The sequence below is a fragment of the Dictyobacter sp. Z7_2 genome, from assembly GCF_057551105.1.
In genome coordinates this window covers 1,019,955-1,040,015 of sequence record NZ_BAAJPE010000001.1, presented here as the reverse complement: position 1 = coordinate 1,040,015, position 20,061 = coordinate 1,019,955, and the positions used below count along the sequence as shown (strand labels likewise).

At 54.7% G+C, this 20,061-nt stretch carries 8 protein-coding genes; 2 read left to right on the top strand and 6 right to left on the bottom strand.

Annotated elements, in window-relative coordinates; translation table 11 throughout:
* Positions 1 to 81: 81 nt before the first annotated feature.
* The 3 genes from AC27N8_RS03850 to AC27N8_RS03840 form a co-directional block, all read right to left on the bottom strand.
* Positions 82 to 7,320 carry an amino acid adenylation domain-containing protein gene (locus AC27N8_RS03850; RefSeq protein ID WP_487064125.1) on the bottom strand — a complete coding sequence of 2,413 codons (7,239 nt, stop codon included), beginning with the start codon at positions 7,318 to 7,320 and terminating at the stop codon, positions 82 to 84.
* Between the two features lie 303 nt (positions 7,321 to 7,623).
* Complete coding sequence (locus AC27N8_RS03845) at positions 7,624 to 8,028, bottom strand: hypothetical protein (RefSeq protein WP_487064123.1); 405 nt, start codon at positions 8,026 to 8,028, stop codon at positions 7,624 to 7,626.
* A 106-nt stretch (positions 8,029 to 8,134) separates the two neighbouring features.
* Positions 8,135 to 10,024: a hypothetical protein gene (locus tag AC27N8_RS03840; RefSeq protein ID WP_487064121.1), complete on the bottom strand. Its 1,890-nt coding sequence runs from the start codon at positions 10,022 to 10,024 to the stop codon at positions 8,135 to 8,137.
* 665 nt (positions 10,025 to 10,689) lie between these two features.
* Here AC27N8_RS03840 and AC27N8_RS03835 point away from each other — a divergent pair.
* Complete coding sequence (locus AC27N8_RS03835) at positions 10,690 to 11,169, top strand: response regulator transcription factor (RefSeq protein WP_487064119.1); 480 nt, start codon at positions 10,690 to 10,692, stop codon at positions 11,167 to 11,169.
* A gap of 19 nt (positions 11,170 to 11,188) precedes the next feature.
* Here AC27N8_RS03835 and AC27N8_RS03830 read toward each other — a convergent pair whose 3' ends face one another.
* From AC27N8_RS03830 to AC27N8_RS03820, 3 genes are all read right to left on the bottom strand, one after another.
* Entirely contained in the window at positions 11,189 to 12,730 is a 1,542-nt protein-coding gene (locus tag AC27N8_RS03830; RefSeq protein ID WP_487064117.1) for an FAD-dependent monooxygenase, read from the bottom strand.
* Between the two features lie 187 nt (positions 12,731 to 12,917).
* A complete protein-coding gene (locus AC27N8_RS03825; protein ID WP_487064115.1) occupies positions 12,918 to 16,022 on the bottom strand; it encodes a winged helix-turn-helix domain-containing protein in 3,105 nt (1,034 codons plus the stop codon).
* Positions 16,023 to 16,342: 320 nt separating this feature from the next.
* Positions 16,343 to 16,834, bottom strand: a complete 492-nt coding sequence (locus tag AC27N8_RS03820) for a cupin domain-containing protein (protein ID WP_487064113.1) — start codon at positions 16,832 to 16,834, stop codon at positions 16,343 to 16,345.
* A 391-nt stretch (positions 16,835 to 17,225) separates the two neighbouring features.
* Between AC27N8_RS03820 and AC27N8_RS03815 the strand changes: the two genes are divergently transcribed.
* Positions 17,226 to 20,000, top strand: a complete 2,775-nt coding sequence (locus AC27N8_RS03815; RefSeq protein ID WP_487064111.1) for a tetratricopeptide repeat protein — start codon at positions 17,226 to 17,228, stop codon at positions 19,998 to 20,000.
* Positions 20,001 to 20,061: the final 61 nt, after the last annotated feature.

Here is a 20,061-nt window from a genome sequence, read left to right as displayed (position 1 = left end):
TTAGCATGAATTCTTTGACGTGAAATTTTTACTCAACCAACGAAATGTCGTGCGCCTATCAGGGATGAGATCAGCTTGATCTTATCCCTGGAGACGGCCCTGGATCTGTCTCGCCAGAACTTCGGCGTGCGGGTCCTGGAGAATGGTATAGTGATCACCTGGTAAGGTGTGGGTCTCGATGATCTGGGTCGCAAATTGGTTCCAGCCGTGCGTGAGCTCGTCTGCACCATTCTGCGAGAAGGCGCTGGCCTGGAAGAGGTCGACTGGACCTGCATACTCTTGCAGCTTGTACTGAGAGAAGGCTATTCTATTCTTTTTGAAGGTCGTGAACAGGCGTGTGATGTAGGCGAGATCGACTCCAGAGGGCAGGATGTTGGCTCGTTGAACCTCTAATAAGAGATATTCTAGCTGTGTCTCCGCTGACACGTCGGGTATCTCGATGGCGCTCTGGATGAATGTGGTATCCGCTCCTTTCACTAGATCGCTAATAAATTGGGCCAGTAGTGTGCGTTCGCTCTCATCCTCATCGGCATCGGGCAGGTAGCTGTCGATGATGCCCAGGAATGAGACCTGTTGGCCGCTGGCCTGAAGTTGTCGCGCCAGCTCAAAGGCGATAATCCCTCCTATTGACCAGCCGCACAGCTGATATGGACCCTCCGGTTGCTGCGTGCGTATGGCTTCTATATAATGAGCTGCCATCTCTTCGATCGAGGGTGCTCTCTCCTGGAGCGCATGCACGGCGAAGGATTGCAGTCCATAGACTGGTTGATCGGTTCCGAGATGATGCGCCAGCTGCATGTAGCTGAGCACTTCTCCACCGACGGCATGAATACAGAACAGAGGTGACTTCTGCCCGGTTGATTGGATCTCAACCAGTGAGCGTGAAGTTGTCTGCTCTCCCTGCTGCCGCATGATCTCGCTGAGCTGAGCAATCGTGGCTCCCTCAAAGAGCGTGGATAGCGGAAGATCTATCTGGAACAGGCGCTGGATCTGGGAGAGCAGTCGCACTCCGAGCAGCGAATGCCCACCGAGCTGAAAGAAGTTGTCTGTGATCCCAATCGGACTTACCCCTAATAAGCGCTCCCAGATCGAAGCCAGTTGCAATTCGATGGCATCCCGTGGAGCAATATATTGCTCGGGCGTGGATGCGTTTAACGCACGGCGCTGAGAGAGCGTCTGGCGATCGACTTTTCCATGCGCTGTCAGAGGTAGCTCGTCTATCAAAGAGAAAGAGGCAGGTAACATATAATCCGGCAACTGCTCTTTGAGATAGGTACGCAGCTTATCTTTGGTCAGCGTGACGTTATCCTGTGGCACCACATAGGCCATCAGGCGCTTCTCGCCGGAGAGGCTCTCGCTGAGCACAACGACCGCTTCACGCACTCCAGGATAACTGAGTAGCAGCATCTCGATCTCGCCCAGCTCGATGCGAAATCCTCGGATCTTGATCTGCTGATCGCGGCGACCCAGGAACTCGATTGTGCCATCGGGAAGGTAGCGAGCCATATCGCCGGTCTGATAGAGACGAGCGCCAGGCTGTCCGCTAAAAGGATCGTTTACGAAACGCGCTGCGGTCTGGGCCGGCTTGCCGAGATAGCCTTGCGCCACGCTCTTTCCTCCGATAAAGAGCTCTCCGGGCACGCCGATGGGCTGCATCTCGCCGACGCGATTGAGTACGTACAGCTGCGTGTTGGTGATCGGACGTCCAATCGTTGGTAAGCGATTCTCCTGCGGCTGCGCTGAAATCGGTATCCAGGATGCAGCCACGGTATTTTCCGTGGGGCCGTATTGATTAACCAGCGTGAATGGCATATCCTCGGACGGCGTGCGATGGAGTTGATCTCCACCTGTGAGTAGTAAGCGCAGGCGTGTCGAGGCAGGCCATTTCAGATGTAAAGCCATCTCTACCAGTGCCGTTGGCAGGAATGCGACGCTGATTTCGTGCTTGGCCAGCCAGGGGATCAGGATGTTCGGAGAGAGTCGCGATTTCTCGTCAACCAGATAGAGATGTGCTCCAATGGTCAGATAGGGCCAGATCTCCGCTACGGTGGCGTCAAAGCCGAGATTGGCAAGCTGCGTGGCTCTGTCGGCGGCCGTGATTTCATAAGCTTCCTGATGCCAGAAGATCAGGTTGAGTAGCGCTCGATGGCTGATAATGACGCCTTTCGGTGCGCCTGTCGAGCCGGATGTATAGATCACATAGGCCGGATAATCCGCTGTGATGGTGCGCGGCAGGTTCGCCGTTGGCTGTGATCCCAGCTGCTCCCAGGCTTGCTCGAGTGTGAGTTTGGGGACCGCACACTTCGCCAGACGAGACAGCGTTGCTTTGTGGGTCAGCACGAGCGCCACATCTGCTTCGGTGAGCATCAAGGATGCGCGGGCTGGCGGGGTCGATGGATCGATTGGTAAGTAGGCTGCTCCCGCTTTGAAGATGGCTAAGAGGCCCACTATCATCTCGATGCTGCGCTGGACATACATACCTACGTAGCGACCGGGCTCAACTCCCTGCTCCTGGAGGACGCGCGCCAGCTGATTGGCCTGCTGGTTGAGTCGCGCATAGGTGATGACTCTGCCCTGATCCCAGAGCGCGGGCGCTTCGGGATTGAGTCTGGCTTGCTCCTCGACCAGTTCAAAGACCAGTTGCCTGGTGGAGTAGACTTTCTCAGTCGCATTCCACTGTTGCAGGAGCAGGCGCTCCTCGTGTGTCAGCAATGGCAGATGCGCGATCGTCTGTGCCGGATTATCAATGATGCCTGTGATTAAGGTTTGGAAATGCGTCCCCATGCGGACAATTGTGTCCTGATCAAACAGATCGGTATTGTATTCGAACTCGGCGGTGAGACCCTGCCCATTGCGATTGACCGCCAGAGTCAGGTCAAATTTGGCCGTATCCTGATTAATGGGAAGCTGCGTGACCTCCAGAGGCGCAAGATCTATCATCTCTTGATCCTGAGCTCCGTCCATCTGAATGACAAACATGACCTGGATCAGTGGTGAGCGTCCCCCCAGATCGCGCCCGGGCTGGATCGCTTCGATCACTTGCTCGAATGGCAGATCCTGATAGGCAAAGGCGTCCAGGACCGTCTGGCGCACACGATGGAGCACGTCCAGGAATGATGGGTCGTTGGACAGATCTGTCCGCAATGCCAGCGTGTTGACGAAGAAGCCGATCAGACCTTCGGTCTCGGCTTGCGTGCGATTGGCGATCGGTGTCCCCACCACGATATCATCCTGACCGCTATAGCGATTGAGGAAGACCTGGAAGGCCGAGAATAAGGTCATGAAGAGCGTGGTTCCGGCACGATAGCCGAGCGCCTTCAGGCCATCGGTGACCTCTGGCGAGATCTCAAATTGATAGTTCGCTCCACGGAAGTTTTGTACCGCTCCGCGAGGTCGATCTGTCGGCAAGGAGAGCAGGTCAGGCGCACCGGAGAGCTGCTTTTTCCAGTAGCTCAGCTGGCGGTCCAAAATGTCCCCCTGTAACCAGTTGCGCTGCCAGATGGTATAGTCCAGATACTGCAAATGCAGCGGCGCTAATGGTGAGTCCTGTCCCTCCGAGAACGCCGCATAGAGCGTTGCCAGCTCTCGTCTGATGACGTTGAGCGACCAGCCGTCGGAGATAATATGATGCATGCAGATGAACAGGACGTGCGTGCTGTCGTCGATGCGGATCAGATGGGTGCGCCATAATGGGCCGGTGGCGAGATGAAAGGGCTGTTCAGCCTCCTCGGTGAGCAGGCGTGCTGCTTCGGGCGCACGTTCTGCAACTGGTAGATCGCTCAGGTCCGTGAATGGGAGGGACATAAATGTCCCCGGGCGCGTGATCGCCTGGACAGGAATGTCACCTTTAATTGGAAAGGCGGTGCGCAGTATCGCATGGCGCTTCACGATCTCGTTGAGGCTGAGTTCCAGCGCTTCACGATTGAGCTGTCCAACGATGTTCCAGGCAAAGGGCATATTATAAGTGGTCATGTTTGGATCAAGGCGATCGAGTATCCAGAGGCGCTGCTGCGCGTACGAGAGCGGGATCGATGGCGATTTTGACCAGTCACGAGGTACGCGTGTGATCGGCGGCTGGAGCAGGTGATGCTCTTCCTGACGCGCTTGCACTACAGCTTCTGCTAATCCCTCAATCGTCGGCGCCTCAAACAGACGGCGTAACGGAAGCTCAACTCCCATGATTGTCCGCAGGCGCGAAATGACTTGCGCTCCGAGTAGAGAATGTCCACCATGCTCAAAGAAATTATCGCGTATCCCGATCGCCTCGCGACCGAGCACCTGGCTCCAGATCTCAGCGATTGCCTCCTCAACGCTATCGCGTGGGAACAGTATCTCTTCGGAGTCAGTCTCTACGCTCAGTCTGGTCGCCAGCAGGGCCTGTCGATCGATCTTGCCGCTGGTCGTTTGTGGCAGCGTCGGCAGAAAGACGAAGAAGGTTGGAAGCATATGATCCGGAAGCGTTTGCTGTAAAAATGTGCGGAGCTTTATGGCTGACAGCTCTGCTCCTTCGCGTGGAGCGATATATGCTACCAGGACCTGCTCGGCTCCGGTCAGATCTTTCCGCACGATGACGGCACTGAGTTGTATGTCCGCATGCTGCGACAGGCTATGCTCGATCTCTCCGAGCTCAATGCGGAAGCCGCGTAGCTTGATCTGATTATCCTGGCGACCCAGATAGATTAGTTTTCCAGCGGCTGTCCAACGCGCCAGATCGCCGGTCCGATAGAGACGAGCGCCAGGCTGTTCGCTAAAGGGATTGGGAATGTAGCGCTCGGCGGTCAGTCTGGGACGTCCCAGATAGCCTCGCGTCACGCCTGCACCTCCCAGGTAGATCTCGCCGATCACCCCGACCGGAACTGGCGAGCCATGCTCATCCAGCAGATATGTCTGTCGATGTCCTAACGGACGTCCGATGGAAGGTTCGCCTGCATTGTCTTTGCTGATCAGCTCGCCGGTCGAGTATGTGGTATCCTCGGTTGGGCCGTACAGGTTATAGATGCGCTCGACGTTGGGCAACTGATACAGATCCTGCACCAGTGCCTGCGGTAGAGGCTCTCCTGCCAGATTGATGACGCGTATGGATTGTGGAATGCTCTCACTCTGCATCAACTGGCGCATGACAGATGGGACCGTGTTGAGCAGTGTGATCCGCTCGCGAGCTGCTCCGGTCGGCAGATGAAGCGCGTTCTCGACCAGATAGATTGTGCCTCCGGTGCTGAGTGGGACGAAGATCTCAAAGACCGATAGATCGAAGCATATCGATGTGCCGGCCAGGACGCCCTGTAAGTCGGTGGACGAGTATTCCTGCTTGCCCCAGGAGATCAATGCCTCGGCGTTGCGATGCGTGATGCAGACGCCCTTCGGCTTGCCGGTCGAGCCAGATGTATAGATGATGTAAGCTAACTGCTCCGGGTTTGCGGCGATCCCTTCAACGCATGTCGTCTCTTCCTGAGCCAGACTGGCGCGTTCCTGATCGAGAAAGAGCGTGCTCTCTGGCTGGATAATTCCTTCCCACAGGCTGGCCTGCTGCGTATTGGTGATGAGGAGGCTGGCTTGCGTGTCCTGATACTGAAAGTGCAGGCGCTCCGCCGGATAGTTGGGGTCGAGTGGGAGATAGGCTCCGCCCGCCTTGAGGATACCAAGCATGGCGACGATCAGATCCGCGCTACGGGGCAAACTGAGGCCGACAATCACTTCGGGACCAACTCCACGCTTGCGTAAGGCGTGAGCCAGCTGATTCGCCTGCTGCTCTATCTGGGAGTAGCTTAGTTCCACTCCATTGGCGCTCAAGGCCAATTGTCCGGGCGTGCGTGCGGCTTGCTCTTCAAAAAATCGATGGACAAGTTTGTCCTGTAGAGCATCCAGCTGATGCGTGTTCCAACGGCTGACTACCTGCTCGCGCTCGGCGGCGGCGAACCAGGCCAGTTCGGAGAGCGAGAGTTCAGGTTGCGCGACCAATGTCTCCAGGAGTGTCTGAAAGCGTTGAATGAAGCGGTCAATTGTGTCCGCGTTGAAGAGGTCGCAGTTATACTCAAAGTTTCCGGTGATAATGGCTTCCCCATTTTTTTCTTCATCAACCAGGGCTAAGAGCAGATCAAACTTGGCGACCTTGTTCTCCTCATCTATCTGTGACACGGCGAGACTCTCGGGTTGCAGCGCAGAAGGCATCTCGGTCTGGAGCGTAAAGAGGACCTGGAACAGTGGCGAGTAGCTTAAATTGCGTTCAACCTGGAGCGCATCGACCACCATCTCAAACGGCACCTCGCGATGACTAAATCCGTCCAGCGTAACGTCGCGGACGCGCTGCAAAACTTCGCGGAAGCTCGGATTCCCGGACAGATTTGTCCGCAGCACCAGCGTATTGATGAAGAAACCAATCAACTGCTCAAGCTCGGTGCGCTGACGATTGGCAATCGGCGTGCCAACGGGGATATCATCTTGCTGTGTGTGATGGGATAGCCAGACCTTGAAGGCCGCGAGCAGGGTCATGAAGAGCGTCACCCCTTCACGTTGACTGAGCTCTTTGAGCTCTGCGGTCAGGCGTGGCGAGATCTGGAATGACGTCGTCGCGCCGCGAAAGGTCTGATGCGCTGGGCGGGCCTGATCGGTTGGTAGCTGCAATAAAGCCGGTGAGCCCTGCAATTGATTTTTCCAGTAACCGATCTGCCGCTCAAGCGTCTTGCCCTGGAGCCATTGACGCTGCCAGATGGCATAATCGATATATTGTAGTGGCAGTTCTGGCAGCGAAGATGCTTTTCCGGCGGCGAAATCTTGATACAGGGTGAGCAGCTCTTTGCAGAAGATTTCAACCGACCACGCGTCCGATGCGATGTGATGCATCGACAGGTTCAGGATATACTCTTCCTCATCCAGCTTGAGCAGCTGACCATGTAGCAGCTCTCCCGCCGTCAGATCAAAGGGAAGCTCCGCCTCCGCAGTGACCATCTGCAAAGCCTGCACCTGTCGCTGCTCGGCGTCCAGATGAACCAGGCTCACGATCGGCAGCTGGAAAGGTGTCGGAGCCACGATGCTTTGCCAGGGGACGCCATCGATCGCGACGAAGGCGGTACGAAAAACCTCATGGCGACGCACAATCTCGGTCAGAGCCTGCATGAGAGCATCGGTATCAACCTTCCCACGCAAGTGCAGTGCCAGCGGAATGTTGTAGATAGCTGCTCCCGGATCGAGCTGGTCTAAGAGCCAGAGTCGCTGCTGAGCGAATGAGAGGGCGAAAAGTTCCCCCTCCTTTTTGACGATCGGCTTTAAGCTGGTGCTCACCTCGGCAGAGACAATACCCTCCTGCTTCTTCAGTCTTCGCAAGAGTTCTTTCTTTCCGGTAGAAAGATGCACTGCACTATGTTGTGTATCGCTTATCACAAGATAACCCTTCTTTCATTCTCTATTTGGTCTCGATGTAGTTCTCCTGGAAAAAGGAACTCTTTGCTCTCACTTCGTTTTCGCAAGAACCTTTGCTCGCAAGTGTCGCGTGTGGCTCTCCCGGACCAGATTGTCCAGAGCGTTGATATGGTCATAGTGTACCGATGCCACCGCGATATTACATGTATCTTTGGGTACATTTTTATATGCGTACCCCCGGAGAGGTAGTAAGTACTCTGTCAAAAGTCATCGCGCCGATGCGGTATTGGTGATGTGTGTCCAAAACAGCTCCAGAAGGCGATGGGGTGAGAGGCTCACCGACGTAGCGGCGCGGCTCCGCCGTGCTGTCTGTGACTCGTCCGACCACGCTCCCCATGGGGTTCCATTGCGTGATCTTCCCACCGTGGATCGTCTCGTCTGCGTTGCATTCAGATGCGCATGGGACGTGTTCGTGCTGTCTGTGACTCGTCCGACCACGCTCCCCATGGGGTTCCATTGCGTGATCTTCCCACCGTGGATCGTCTCGTCTGCGTTGCATTCAGATGCGCATGGGACGTGTTCGTGCGGGAAGTGACAGCACGGCGGAGCCGCGCCGCTACGTCGGCGAGCCTGAGCGCCTGGTTCAAGGGGCCATCCTCCTTTGCCACGCAACGTCCTTCTGTGTTTTGACAGAGCACTACGTATGCTTGCTTGCTCTCTTCAGGGGATCGTTTTTTTGCGGGAAAGTGCGAAATGGTCCCGGTATATCTCCTGGCGTTTAGTGTTTTTTGTAGGCATCGAGGATCTCGTAGTAGAGTCCCTGGCGGACCCAGGTCGTGATCGACTCGCGTAGTCGCTCGTCGGCGGAGCCATCGAGCAGGGCCTGCGCCTCCTCGTCTGACAGCACGACGTGCAGGCGCGGGGCCTCGGCGATCAGCTCGGCGTCGGTAAACGACCGTTCCGCGATCTCGCGGCGGATGTGCATCTCGTAGTAGAGCTCTGCGACGGCGCCATCGACGTGCTCCTCCTCCGGCTCGCGTTGCTGCTGAGCGGTGTCAGAGCGCCGCTCGTGGTACATGCGCTGATAATTGCCATCCTGGCGCATATCCGCGATGGTCGAGATCTGATCGTCGACGCGCTTCTGGAGCTCATGGAAGAAGAGCGGCATCCCATTGGGCTGTCCATAGCTATCGCGGCTGCGGAATTTTTTGTGGCGGATATGATCGCGTACGGTGAACATCAGATCGGAGAAGTACAGGTCGGGATCGTTCATGGTGTACTCGTCATTGACCTGATTGATGTTCAGCAGTCGGTTGTAGAGCGTGCGGGCACGCGTGCGCGATGAGTTGGGCTGTGCGTCATGCAGGTCGTTGGAGATATGATGCAGTGCCGCTCTGGACCTCTTCTGGAGGATGACCGGCAGTTCTGGATCATTGACGGCCACCATCGGGACAGCCTCAGCCGGATCAACGGGATCATCCAGCAGATCGGACCCATCTCTGTATGCTTTTTCTTCCTGCTCGTCTGCTTCGTTTACTTGCTCGAGAGCACTCACGATCCAGCGCTCAAAGCGAGCATCATCCGCATTTTGAGTGCTCACTTGTTGATTGCTTGCTTGTATAGAAGCCTCGTCCTCGTCAGAGGGACATCTATCCTCATCCAAGTGAGACAGATCCAGAGCGGTAGCAGCCATATAGGCATGATCATTCTCTCCATGAAAAAATTGCGTGGGTGTCTGTTTCGAATTCGAGTTCGACGTATCTAAAATTTTTATATTTTGATTTGTATTCTTCGAGTTCGAGTTCGAACTCGAAGAAAGTAACGTAATATTATTTATAATATTACTCGAATTCGAAACGTGCGCGGGCGTGTGCGCATGCGCGTGCATCTGATCAGGAGAGAAGACGGAGGATGTGGACACCAATGTCCCCAGGTGTTTTTTTGCAGGTGAGGACATGGATGTCCCTGCGACCATTTCCGCGACTGAGGACATGGATGTCCCCAGGTGTTTTTTTGCGGGTAAGGACATGGATGTCCCCGAGTACTGCTCATCGGATGAGGACATGGATGTTCCCGAGTACTGCTCATCGGATGAGGACATGGATGTCCCCGAGTATTGCTCATCAGGTGAGGACATGGATGTCTCTGGGGGATCAAGATACGCCAGCATATCCAGATCATCAAAGCCTTCTTTCTCTTGGCCCTCATTGGCCACGATCTCGGGATGCTGGCGCTTCCACTCTTCGTGCGCACAACTGCACGCGAAAATTTTGTCGAGGAAGGGATTGCAGTCGAACGATTTGAGTTTCGTCTTTTTTCCGCGCTCGTCGTAGCAGGGCGTGATGATGATCAGTCCCTTCTCGGCCATCGCCTTGAGCTTGCGGCGGATCTGACGCATACTCAATTTGAAGCGTCCCAGCAGCAGGTTGGGATCGAAGCAAGCGACGGGACCGTTCTTCAGGGGGCTACTGTACACGACGGCACGGAGTATCGCCAGCTCCCAATCGGTCGCCTGGGTATCGGGATAGTATTTTTCAATCGCAAAGGGGAGGATCATCATCCCATCGGAAAGCAGTTCCCATCCGAAGTAATTCTTCCAGGCCAGCTCCAGTGGGGAATCTGGACCCAGTATGTCTGTCACGTGTGCGGCGGTAAGGCATGCGCTCATTGGCTGACCTCCTATCGTATCTGCTCTGAAGAGCGTTGAGGCTATCTACGGACATCTCTGTCAGCTGACCATGTCCGTGTTATCGAAGAGAGCTGCATCATCACAGATCGCGTGTTGCTTGCTGATGTCATAGCGGTCGATGGATCGATCTGGCGAGCGCTGGAGAAGCATCAAAGCGGGCAGCAGAAGCATAGCGCAAGCAGAGGCCCGGCATGTCTGGAGCGATCTGATCTGGCAGAAAAAGGAAGGGCGATGCCTGAGGATGTAAGAAGCTGATGAGTTATTTCCACCACCGCTACCCCCTCACATCCACTCGTTTCTAAGGCGGCTTTTCGCCTTTTGAACTACAAACCCATCCTGACTACATCCCATAATACTGAGAAGATTGGGAAATGGCAATACTTATAATTACGTATTTTTTGAGGGCCTATCCATACTTAAAAATAACTACATATGAGGGGTCCTGTAGAGCATGCAGGCTGGCGTGTAGCTCAGGTAGAGCCATGGATGAAGAACTATCCACGGGAAGGTGACGTAATTTCATCCTGGCAGTCGATTGTTCTTCAACCCGCGCTACTGTTATAAACAAGGCAAGACAATATCGTGTTATCGGCAAGAGCATACGTATTTGCGTACATGCATAGGAATGGTGGAAGTTTCAAATTATGGCATATATGATGAAGAGTGGCCGCCCTCAGGAGCTGATGCAGGGACAGACTGCCTTGCTTGAGTCCTCCTCACTTGATGAGCAATTTTCGCGTACGTCCAGATATGACACGCATTCTGAAGCCCCTACTTTTCCCAGGCACGGCGGCCAACTGATGGATTGGATTGAATGCTTGCCTGAGGAGACCTTTTATCATCTGGCACGCATCGTTGTGACCAAAATGGACCCCAATCAGATTGCCGCCTGGCAGGAGAGTCCGACCGAATATTCCAGCTCGCTTGATCCCTTGAGCAAGCGAGAGCTGGAAGTGTTAGCGTACATCGCGGCTGGCCTATCGAATCAGGAGATCGCCGAGGCGCTGATTCTCACGGTCGGAACTGTCAAAAGGCACGTGAATAACATCTATACGAAAATCAACGTACATAATCGCATCCAGGCCGTCAAATACGCCCAGATGCATCGCCTTCTTCCTGCCTAGACAAGACATGCGTTTGGAGTTAGCGTGAACCAAACCAGGTGCGCAACGCGGATTCGACGTCGAGGCTGGCGTTTTCTGCGGTCCAACAGATGTAGCCATCGGGGCGGATCAGGACAGCACTGGCAGCAAAATCAGCGGGCGTACTGGCCTGGATATAGTCTACGTGCGCTGACCATCTGACCGCGACGGTAGTCAGATCGTCGTGGTGACCCAGGTCGAGGAGCAGACCGCGACCGGCATGCAATAACTCGCTGACACGCGTCTGACCTGCTGAAGAATCCAGATCCAGATCAAGCATACGGCGGCCAATCAGCTCCGAAGAGTCCGCGCCCGGCATAGCATACTGTACATCAAGAGCGGAGATCATGCCCGAAAGGTAGCGATTCGTGTCCGGGAGGCGCATCAGATCAATGAACAGCTCGCGTAGAGCGGCCCCATCCCCCTCCTCGTCGCTCTGGAGCATCATCAACAGCCCCTGCGCACGCGTGTTCTGGAGCACACGTGCGCCTACGGGATGGCGCTCTGTGTGATAGCTCTCCAGGAGCCCTGCGGGGGCGTGGCCTTGCACCTGTGCGGCCAGCTTCCAGCCCAGATTGAAGGCGTCCTGGATGCCCGTGTTGAGACCCTGACCACCGGCTGGAAGGTGAATATGAGCTGCATCCCCTGCGAAGAAGACTCGGCCTACCTGATAGTGCTCAACCTGGCGTGAGGCGTCGCTGAAACGCGATGCCCACAGGATTTCTTGCAACTCGACATCGGAACCATACGAAGCCTGTAAAGCGGCACGCACCTCTGCTTCAGTAATCGGCGTATCGCGCGCCATTTTCTGCTGTTCGGAGCCGCCAAAGATCAGGCGGCTGACGCCCTCGCCGAGTGGGGCAAGAACGCCGACTGCATTGCCTTTGTGGTGAATATGTTCACTGAAGTGCCTGCTGCGCGTGGGTACTTTGCCTGCTTCCCCGGTGAGCCGTACATCGGCCACCACCATGGACAACTTACCATCTTGACCAGGGAAATTAACGCCGACGAGCTTACGCACCGTGCTATGACCGCCATCACAGGCAACCAGATAGCGTGCTCGCAGGTGCGTCTCGCCGGTTGGACCACTAACGAGGGCCGTCACACTCGACTCGTCCTGTTCCAGGCCAACGATTGCCCGTCCTCGTAAGAGAGGGATGGCGTACCGGGCCAGCTTCTCTTCGAGAAACGTTTCTACCCGCCATTGGGGAATTGATAGCGGGTAAGGATAGCGTGTCTTCCAGGGAAGATAATCCAGTGGGACCGGCAATCCGGCGAAGTGACCACCAACCGCATCGCGGGGCAGTGCCTGCTCTTGAAGCTCTGCGAGCAGGCCGCGCAGGTCCAGAACCTCCGCCGTGCGAGGCTGTACTCCGGTGGCCTTTGACTGTCCGCTGCGTGTGGGCAGTTTTTCCAGAACCACTACGCGCACGCCAGCCAGGCCCAGTTCATTCGCGAGGAACAGCCCAACGGGACCTGCTCCCACGACGATAACATCTGTATCCATTTCCTGTGTCAGATTGCTTTTGTCAGGTGAAATCATAGAAAGAAACTTCCTTTCGTCTTTGGAACTTCTCAAGAAGATCATGTCTCTTCGTCAGAAGAGGCCATTTATGGCCTGTACCCAGGTAGGGCTACCGTTTACGGCGCCCGTAAAGATCGCTATAAGGAGTGTAGTGCATGGCACAGGATAGGCACATCGCTCAACTGCATGAGACGGTGGATGATTTTTACAGGAGATGTAACAGGCGCGCAAGCTCGCTTGCCTGAAGGCGATTATGTACATTGAGCTTACTATAAATGCTCTGGACCTGGGTACGAACGGTGTGAACAGAGACAACGAGTTCCTGGGCAATGGCGGGATTGGAGTATCCAGAGGCCAGCAGGCGTAAGACCTGGCGCTCTCTGGTGGTGAGAGGTTCATCAGGTAGCGTGTTGGCCTGGATGCGAGAGGCTGACGGTTCCTGGGAGAATGCGCTTAGCAGGGTCTGAAGATAGGTCTGGAGAGACTTTTCTCGGACCTGGGTGAAGGCAACACGTAGCAGGCGTGCCATGATTTCACCTTCATTCAGGAATGGACGGATATAGTTTCCTGTGCGTCCCAGTTCCAAAGCCTCTCGCAGGGTATCCTGTGCCTCGTGTATCTGCTCCGCACGAGCACGAGCGCAGGCCAGGATGATTTGAAGCTCCATCATGCTCTGTATGCGCTTTGCTGCTCGGGCATCTTTGAGCAGGGACTCCAGGAGAGCTAGCGCCTCGATCTGTCTGTCACTGGCCAGCAGGAAGCGAGCCAGAAGTAATTCCTCCCGTTCGCGCAGGGCGAGCGATGGCGTTGCCAGGCGCTGTGCACGAAGATTGTTCCAACGTTGGACAGCGGAGAGGTCGCCGTCCAGGAAACACAGGAAGGCCTGACAGAAAGCGATTTCTCGATAAAGCTGAGGTGTTTCGTGCTCCTGAAGCTGTTGGATGAGCGCGTCACACTGTTGCGCGATGTTGGATTGACCCTGGGCGTGCTGGATGAACAGCAGCAGCATTTGTGCGCCGATGCTGTGTGAGAGCAGGAATAGTTGCTCGCCGAGGCGAAGCGCCTCCTGAGCCTGTTGTTCCGCCTTCGGCAGTTCATTCCAGAGGTAGGAGAGCCATGCCAATCCCAGGTATACCAGACACATATCGTCCAGATCCTTCTGTTGCCTGGCCTCAGCCAGCATCTGGTGCAGAGAGGATGCGGCCTGGTGCAGATCGCCCTGCTCGGCACTGATCATGCTCAACCGTCCCATCATTGCCCGCTTGAGTGTCTGATTGCTGCTATCTGCGCAACGCACCAGCACTGTGAGGAAGCACTGGCGTGCGGCGTCCAGATTGCCGATCATAAATTCGATCTGCCCAATCACATTCGCGCTGATGCTATGCCAGGCATCACCTTCTTCCAGGCAGGCCAGCGCTCGTTCGGAAAATATTCGTGCCTCCCTGGCGTTCTGCTGACGCCAGGACGCCAGTCCACGCATGGCAAAGAGTCGTCCTCGTTCGCGTCCCTCGCCCGTCTCACCCAGACCCTCTTCTGCCAGCAGGAGCAGTCGTTCGATCTGAACCAGCAGAGATGGCGACAAGAGAGCGCCGTTCTGGGAATACAACAGGACAGCGGCGTAATCGAGGCAGAGATGCGGGCGTTGCTGGAACATGGTGGCAGGTAATTGCTCAAACCAATGTGTCATGAGAGACATATCGCCGGTGGGTGGTACTGAGGAGCGTTCTCCGATCTGTTCAAGCAGTTGCGCCGCTTGCGAGCTATCCTGTGCCTGCAACGCTGTTTCGACGGCCTCCGACCACTGTCCCTGCTGCTCATACCACTGGCTGGCTCGACGCAGCACGGACCACATCTCCTTTTCTCCCAGGCGTTGACGCGCCTCGTATTGGAGTGCCTCGGCAAAGAGTGGATGATAACGGTACCAGCGTTCGCCTCCACCAGACGTTTCAAGAAAAAGGTTTGCCTGTTCCAGGGTATGTAGCACACGTTCACTATCGCTTCTGTCCATCACGGCATTGCAGAGAGAGGCCGTCAATTGCTTAAGTCCGCTCGTCTGGAGCAGAAAATGCTGAAGAGCGGGAGGCTGTGCCTCAAAGACCTCTGCCAGAAAATAGTCCAGCACCGGTCGATGGCTACCCGTGAACGTCGCCAGAAACTGCTCGATCTCCTGTTCGGACGTGTATTTTTGTAGAGTGAGAGCGGCCAGACGCAGGCTAGCAGCCCATCCCTGCAAGCGGGCATCAAGGTCGAGCAGACGTTCTGCGGAAAGGTGCGGCGTACGGGCCAGACTCAGGAATTCTTGCGTCTCTTGCAGGGAGAAGCGCAGATCTGCTGCGCGGATCTCACTCAATTCATTGCGTGCGCGCAATCTGGGCAGAGGCAGCGCAGGCTCGCTGCGTGCGCTGATAATCAGGTGGAGGGTGGCCGGCTGATGATCGAGTAAAAAGCTGAGCGTTTCGTGAATCCTGGTCGCTGTGATCAGATGATAGTCTTCTAGAATCAGGATATGTGACTGACGGCTGCCGGCCAGTTCATTGACAAAAGCTGTCACGACGCCCTCAAGGGAGGCTGGCTCAACCGATGGTTGCCAGCGTTTTTGCAGTTGAGTCAGCGCCGCCTGACCGAAATCTGTCCGGGCGATCCGGCAGGCGGCGATAAGATAGCTCCAGAAGCGTGTGGGATCGTTATCATTTGCGTCCAGGGTGAGCCAGGCCACAGACTCCGCCGCGTCGGCGTCGATAGAGGTAGCACGGGCGGCAAGCCACTGGCTCAGCAGGGTAGTCTTGCCCGAGCCAGCAGGAGCGCAGAGCAGCGTGAGTTGGCGTGCAAGTCCCTCGTTCATCTGCATCAGCAGGTGCTCACGTGCGATATGAGCACCGTGCAGGCGCGGCACCTGGATTTTTGGGGTGAGGAAGGAATTGTCTGGCTGCGCCGCTTCAGTGAACTGTCCCTCTGTTTGAGGGAGGGAGAAGACGTCGTTCCCGAGAGTGGAGGCGAGCGTCTCTAAATGTGCGAACGTCAGATGCTCTGAGCGCCCGGCGTATTTTTTTCTGGTGTGTCGCTGCCAGGTACGATAGGCATACCAGTAGCCCTCCCCATAGCGTCGCCGCTCCTTGAGGAGTGTAATATTATGGTCTGATCGACCTTGAAAAGCGAAGGAGGGACACTGCTCCAGCCAGGAGAACCAGCGCTCATCCTCCTGCGTCCATGTCTGGTAATCTCCTGAGGCGTGCATTTCATAGCAATCCTGCTCCGCAGACCAGGTAATAGTATACGCTGCTCCCTTTGGCATAGGCTCCTGTCTCATCATATGCGTAATTCCCCAACACGTCTAGTGGGGAGTATAACAGAGAAGCCAATGCTGCTCAAGCTCTGTGGTGTGATTCATTTTTTGTAATCGGCGCGCTGTTGGATGCAGCATCCCCATGACCAGTGTCGAGCGAAGCAGGGAGATGGAGAGCCAGGGGGAAACCCTCTGGAAAGGTTGGCTCTCTCTCCATCTTGTTGAAACAGTAGGTTCAATGCTTCCTCTCTGCCTTTGGCCCAATCTCTCAGCATTTTCAACCGCGAAAACACTGTTCGCGTGCCGATGCAAAGGGCTTTCGTTGCATGGAAGCCACAGGTAACCTGTTACAAAGCAACCTCAATCCCATATTTTGCAGCGAGAGTTATCACCTTCTGCAAGTCGATTGGTCCGGGAGGAGGTGGTGTGAGAGAACTGGCAGGTTCACCCAGCACTTCTACGAGATGTTCAAATCCCAATGGGCCACCTGGAGAGGTGATCACTTCTAACTTTAAGGGCGTTTCCCCTATGATCTTGAAGGAATGAAGGATTCCGCGTGGCAAGAAGACGTAATCGCCAGGGGAGGCGCTCCAGACCTGATCACCACAGGTAATCGTGGCTTCACCTTCAAGAACACGGAAGATTTCATCTTGCCCATGATGAATGTGTGGGGGTGGTTCCGTCCCTATAGGGTGAGTGAGCAATTGAAGCCCAAAGGCGTTGTGCGTCTGTTCACTCGTTAAAAGAATAATGGCCAATCCACCGAGAAACCAGAATGCTTTTCCCTCTTCAGGTGAAGGAGTTGAAGAAGGAACGAAACCCTGTTGTTGATATACCATACTTTCTCTCTTTGCTTTACTATTTTCCTGGGCTCTTTTTTGCAAGTGCAAGCAACGATTGAGAGCGCTCAGCTGCCTTGCTCACAATTCAAAAAAAGAGGAGCCAGATCACATAGGAAGTATATCTTTCACATCTTTCCTTTGTTAGATCGTCCATTGATCGTTGACCTGTCGGCTGCTTATCGTCTGGCTGCTCTATTGGATATTGTCAATTTTGGCATCAGGGCGTTTCTATAGTACCTCTGCCTACATAGTCCTCCTCTCTCGAGCGAAATAGAAGACATGAGTTACAATAGGGAGACAAAAACGTCCTTATGGAAAGATTAATGGCATGGCTTCTCAGCGTGTCTCTCTTCAAAATCATAGGACACATTTTCCAGGAGAACAAGAGATGGGGAAGGACTTTCATCCAAATGAGCGCTTACATCAGCAGCGCCTGTTACGCAACTGGCGCCTTCAGGATGTTGCTGACCACTTAGGGATTACGGTAACGACGGTCCAACGCTGGGAAAAAGGGCGTCAGTATCCCAGCGTCTACTACCGTGCGCGACTCTGCGAACTCTTTAGCCTCAGCGCTCGGGAGCTGGGACTTCTAGAAGAGATCGCCTCTCTCCATGAAGATCTCCCCACGCCACCCATCTTCGACGGTGTAACGCAAGAACAGGGGCTCTGGCAGGTTCCCTATGCACGCAACCCCAACTTTACTGGACGCGTTGCCATTCTCGATGCCCTGCAAGAGCGTTTTGTTCCTTCTCATTTCAGGCAAGCCATGGAGAAGCAGCCGACCGTGTTTCCCCAGGCTCAGGCCCTCACGGGGCTCGGAGGGATCGGCAAAACACAGATCGCGCTCGAGTACGCCTACCTGGCATATGAACAGAAACGCTTTACCCATGTTTTTTGGATAACCGCTAGTAATGAAGAAAGTATCCAGAGCGGCTTGGCCTCTCTTGCCGAGGTGATGCTCACCCCACAAGAACTTTCTGGGTTGGATCAGCAACGACGAGTCGTAGCAACTCGGAGGTGGTTTGAGCAGTGTGAACAGCCCTGGTTGCTGATTGTGGACGATGTAGAGAGTGCTGATGGTTTGTCCTTTGTCCACGCTCTTCTTCCTCAGCGAGGCAATGGATGCATCCTGCTGACGACACGGGCCAGTGCGGTTGGTGCCTTTATGTCTTCCATTGAAGTGGACAATATGACAGTGGATGAAGGCATTCAGCTGTTGCTACAGCGGTCACAACAAGGAGCGCATGTCGCCTCTGAAGAGATCGCAGAGGCGCGTCGGATTGTCCTGGCTCTCGCACAATTTTCGCTGGCTCTCGATCAAGCGGGCGCCTACATCGAGGAAACAAGATGCTCATTTTCTCACTATTTACCTCTCTACCAGCATCATCGCCGCTCTCTCCTCGCTCGGCGTGGCATTCAGGCCACGCGCTATCCTGACTCTGTCGCAACCACCTGGTCCCTCTCGTTACAAAAAATAGCTCAAGAGAATCCAGCAGCGGCGCAACTCTTCTGCTTGTGTGCCTTTCTGGCACCCGATCACATTCCTGAGGAACTCCTTACCGAAGGGGCACACCATTGGCCGCCGATCCTCCAACAAGCTGTCAGTGATGCGTTCACCTTCAATCGATTGCTTCAAGATCTTCTGGCCTTTTCCCTGATCAAGCGCTTCAGCAGAGATAAGACGTTGAGTGTTCACCGCCTGGTGCAGATCGTTCAGCAAGAGCAATTGACTGAGGAGGAGCAACATCAGTGGGCGGAACGCGTTGTCTATGCGGTGCATTCCATCTTCCCTCGCGATCCGAAAAATGAAGTAAGTACCTGGCCTCGTTGTTCACGTTATCTCGAGCAGGCACGGATGTGTGCGACGCTCATTGCTCATTACCATCTGTGGTTTCCTGAGGCCGCTGAGCTTCTCGACCGGACTGCTACCTACCTGAGTGAGCGGGCCTCCTACACTGTCGCTGAGCCATTCTTCCAGCAAGCTCTGGCGATTCGAGAGCACATCTTCGATATCCATCACCCCGATAGACCTCAAAGTCTCAATAATCTCGCGCTCCTCTATTTGCGCCAGGGACGCTATAGCGCCGCTGAACCCTTATTTCAACAAGCATTGGCGTTGCGAGAACAACTCTTTGGTGCACATCATCCAGACACCATCCAGAGCCTGCATAATTTGGCACTCCTCTATTTGTTACAAGGACACTATCCGCAGGCGGAACCCTTGTCTCAACATGCCCTTTTCGTTGCTGAACAGCAATTGGCTCCTGGATACGAGAAGACGGTGCTCTGTATACAAAATCTGGCACTCCTCTATTTGCGTCAAAGGCGCTATCGTGCCGCCGCATCCTTATTTCAGCAAGCCCTGATGCTCTGGGAGTTGCAGGTGACATCGGAACCTCTATTGAGCATGAGCTCTTCAGAAAAGGCGAGCACCCTGGCAAGGGCACAAAGTGAATCGTTGCAGAGAGATTCACTCTATCAACGAGCGTTAGCGATCCCAAAGATCACAACAATGGACTCAGAAGAGGGTGCAAATACTGGAGAGAGCGGTTCACCAGAAGCAGCGGAGCTGTCCGTACAAGTAGAAGCATTGTACCAGCGGGTACTGGCGCTGGCTGAGCAGTTCAGACCAGATTATTATGCGCAACTCCCTTTCTTTCTGAAAGGCATTGCGGATCTTTTGATGGCTCAAAATCAGCCTGCACGAGCAGAGAGGCTCTATCGCTCTGCATTAGAAATTTGGGAGCACGAGGTCAAATCGGAAAACTTTTATACGGCAGATGTCTTGCACGAGCTGGCCCTTCTCTATCAATATCAGGGCGACGTCAACCAGGCGATCTCTCTCTTTCACCGAGCTCTTTCCATCCGTGAAGTGATCTGGACCTTTCCCCATCCAGATCTGGCTGAAACACAGTTGGCCCTTGCTGTTCTACTGTATGGACAGGGAAAGAACGAAGAAGCTTATGAGCTCTACAAACAAGCTCTTCAAGTGCAAATGGAGACGATTGGAAGGGAACATCCGCATACTGGTAAGACTCGCCAGCGCTTCATGACCCTATTACGTGAAATGGGCCGTACGCAGGAAGCAGAGACGCTAGAAGAGAAGATTTCTCAAGAAGAGCCACTAAAATCGGACGCTCCTCAGGACATGGTTAGGAGATGATAAAGGCTCTTGCTTCTTACGTGTCCAAAGTATAAACTGTAGGCTCAACTCTATCGTCAAG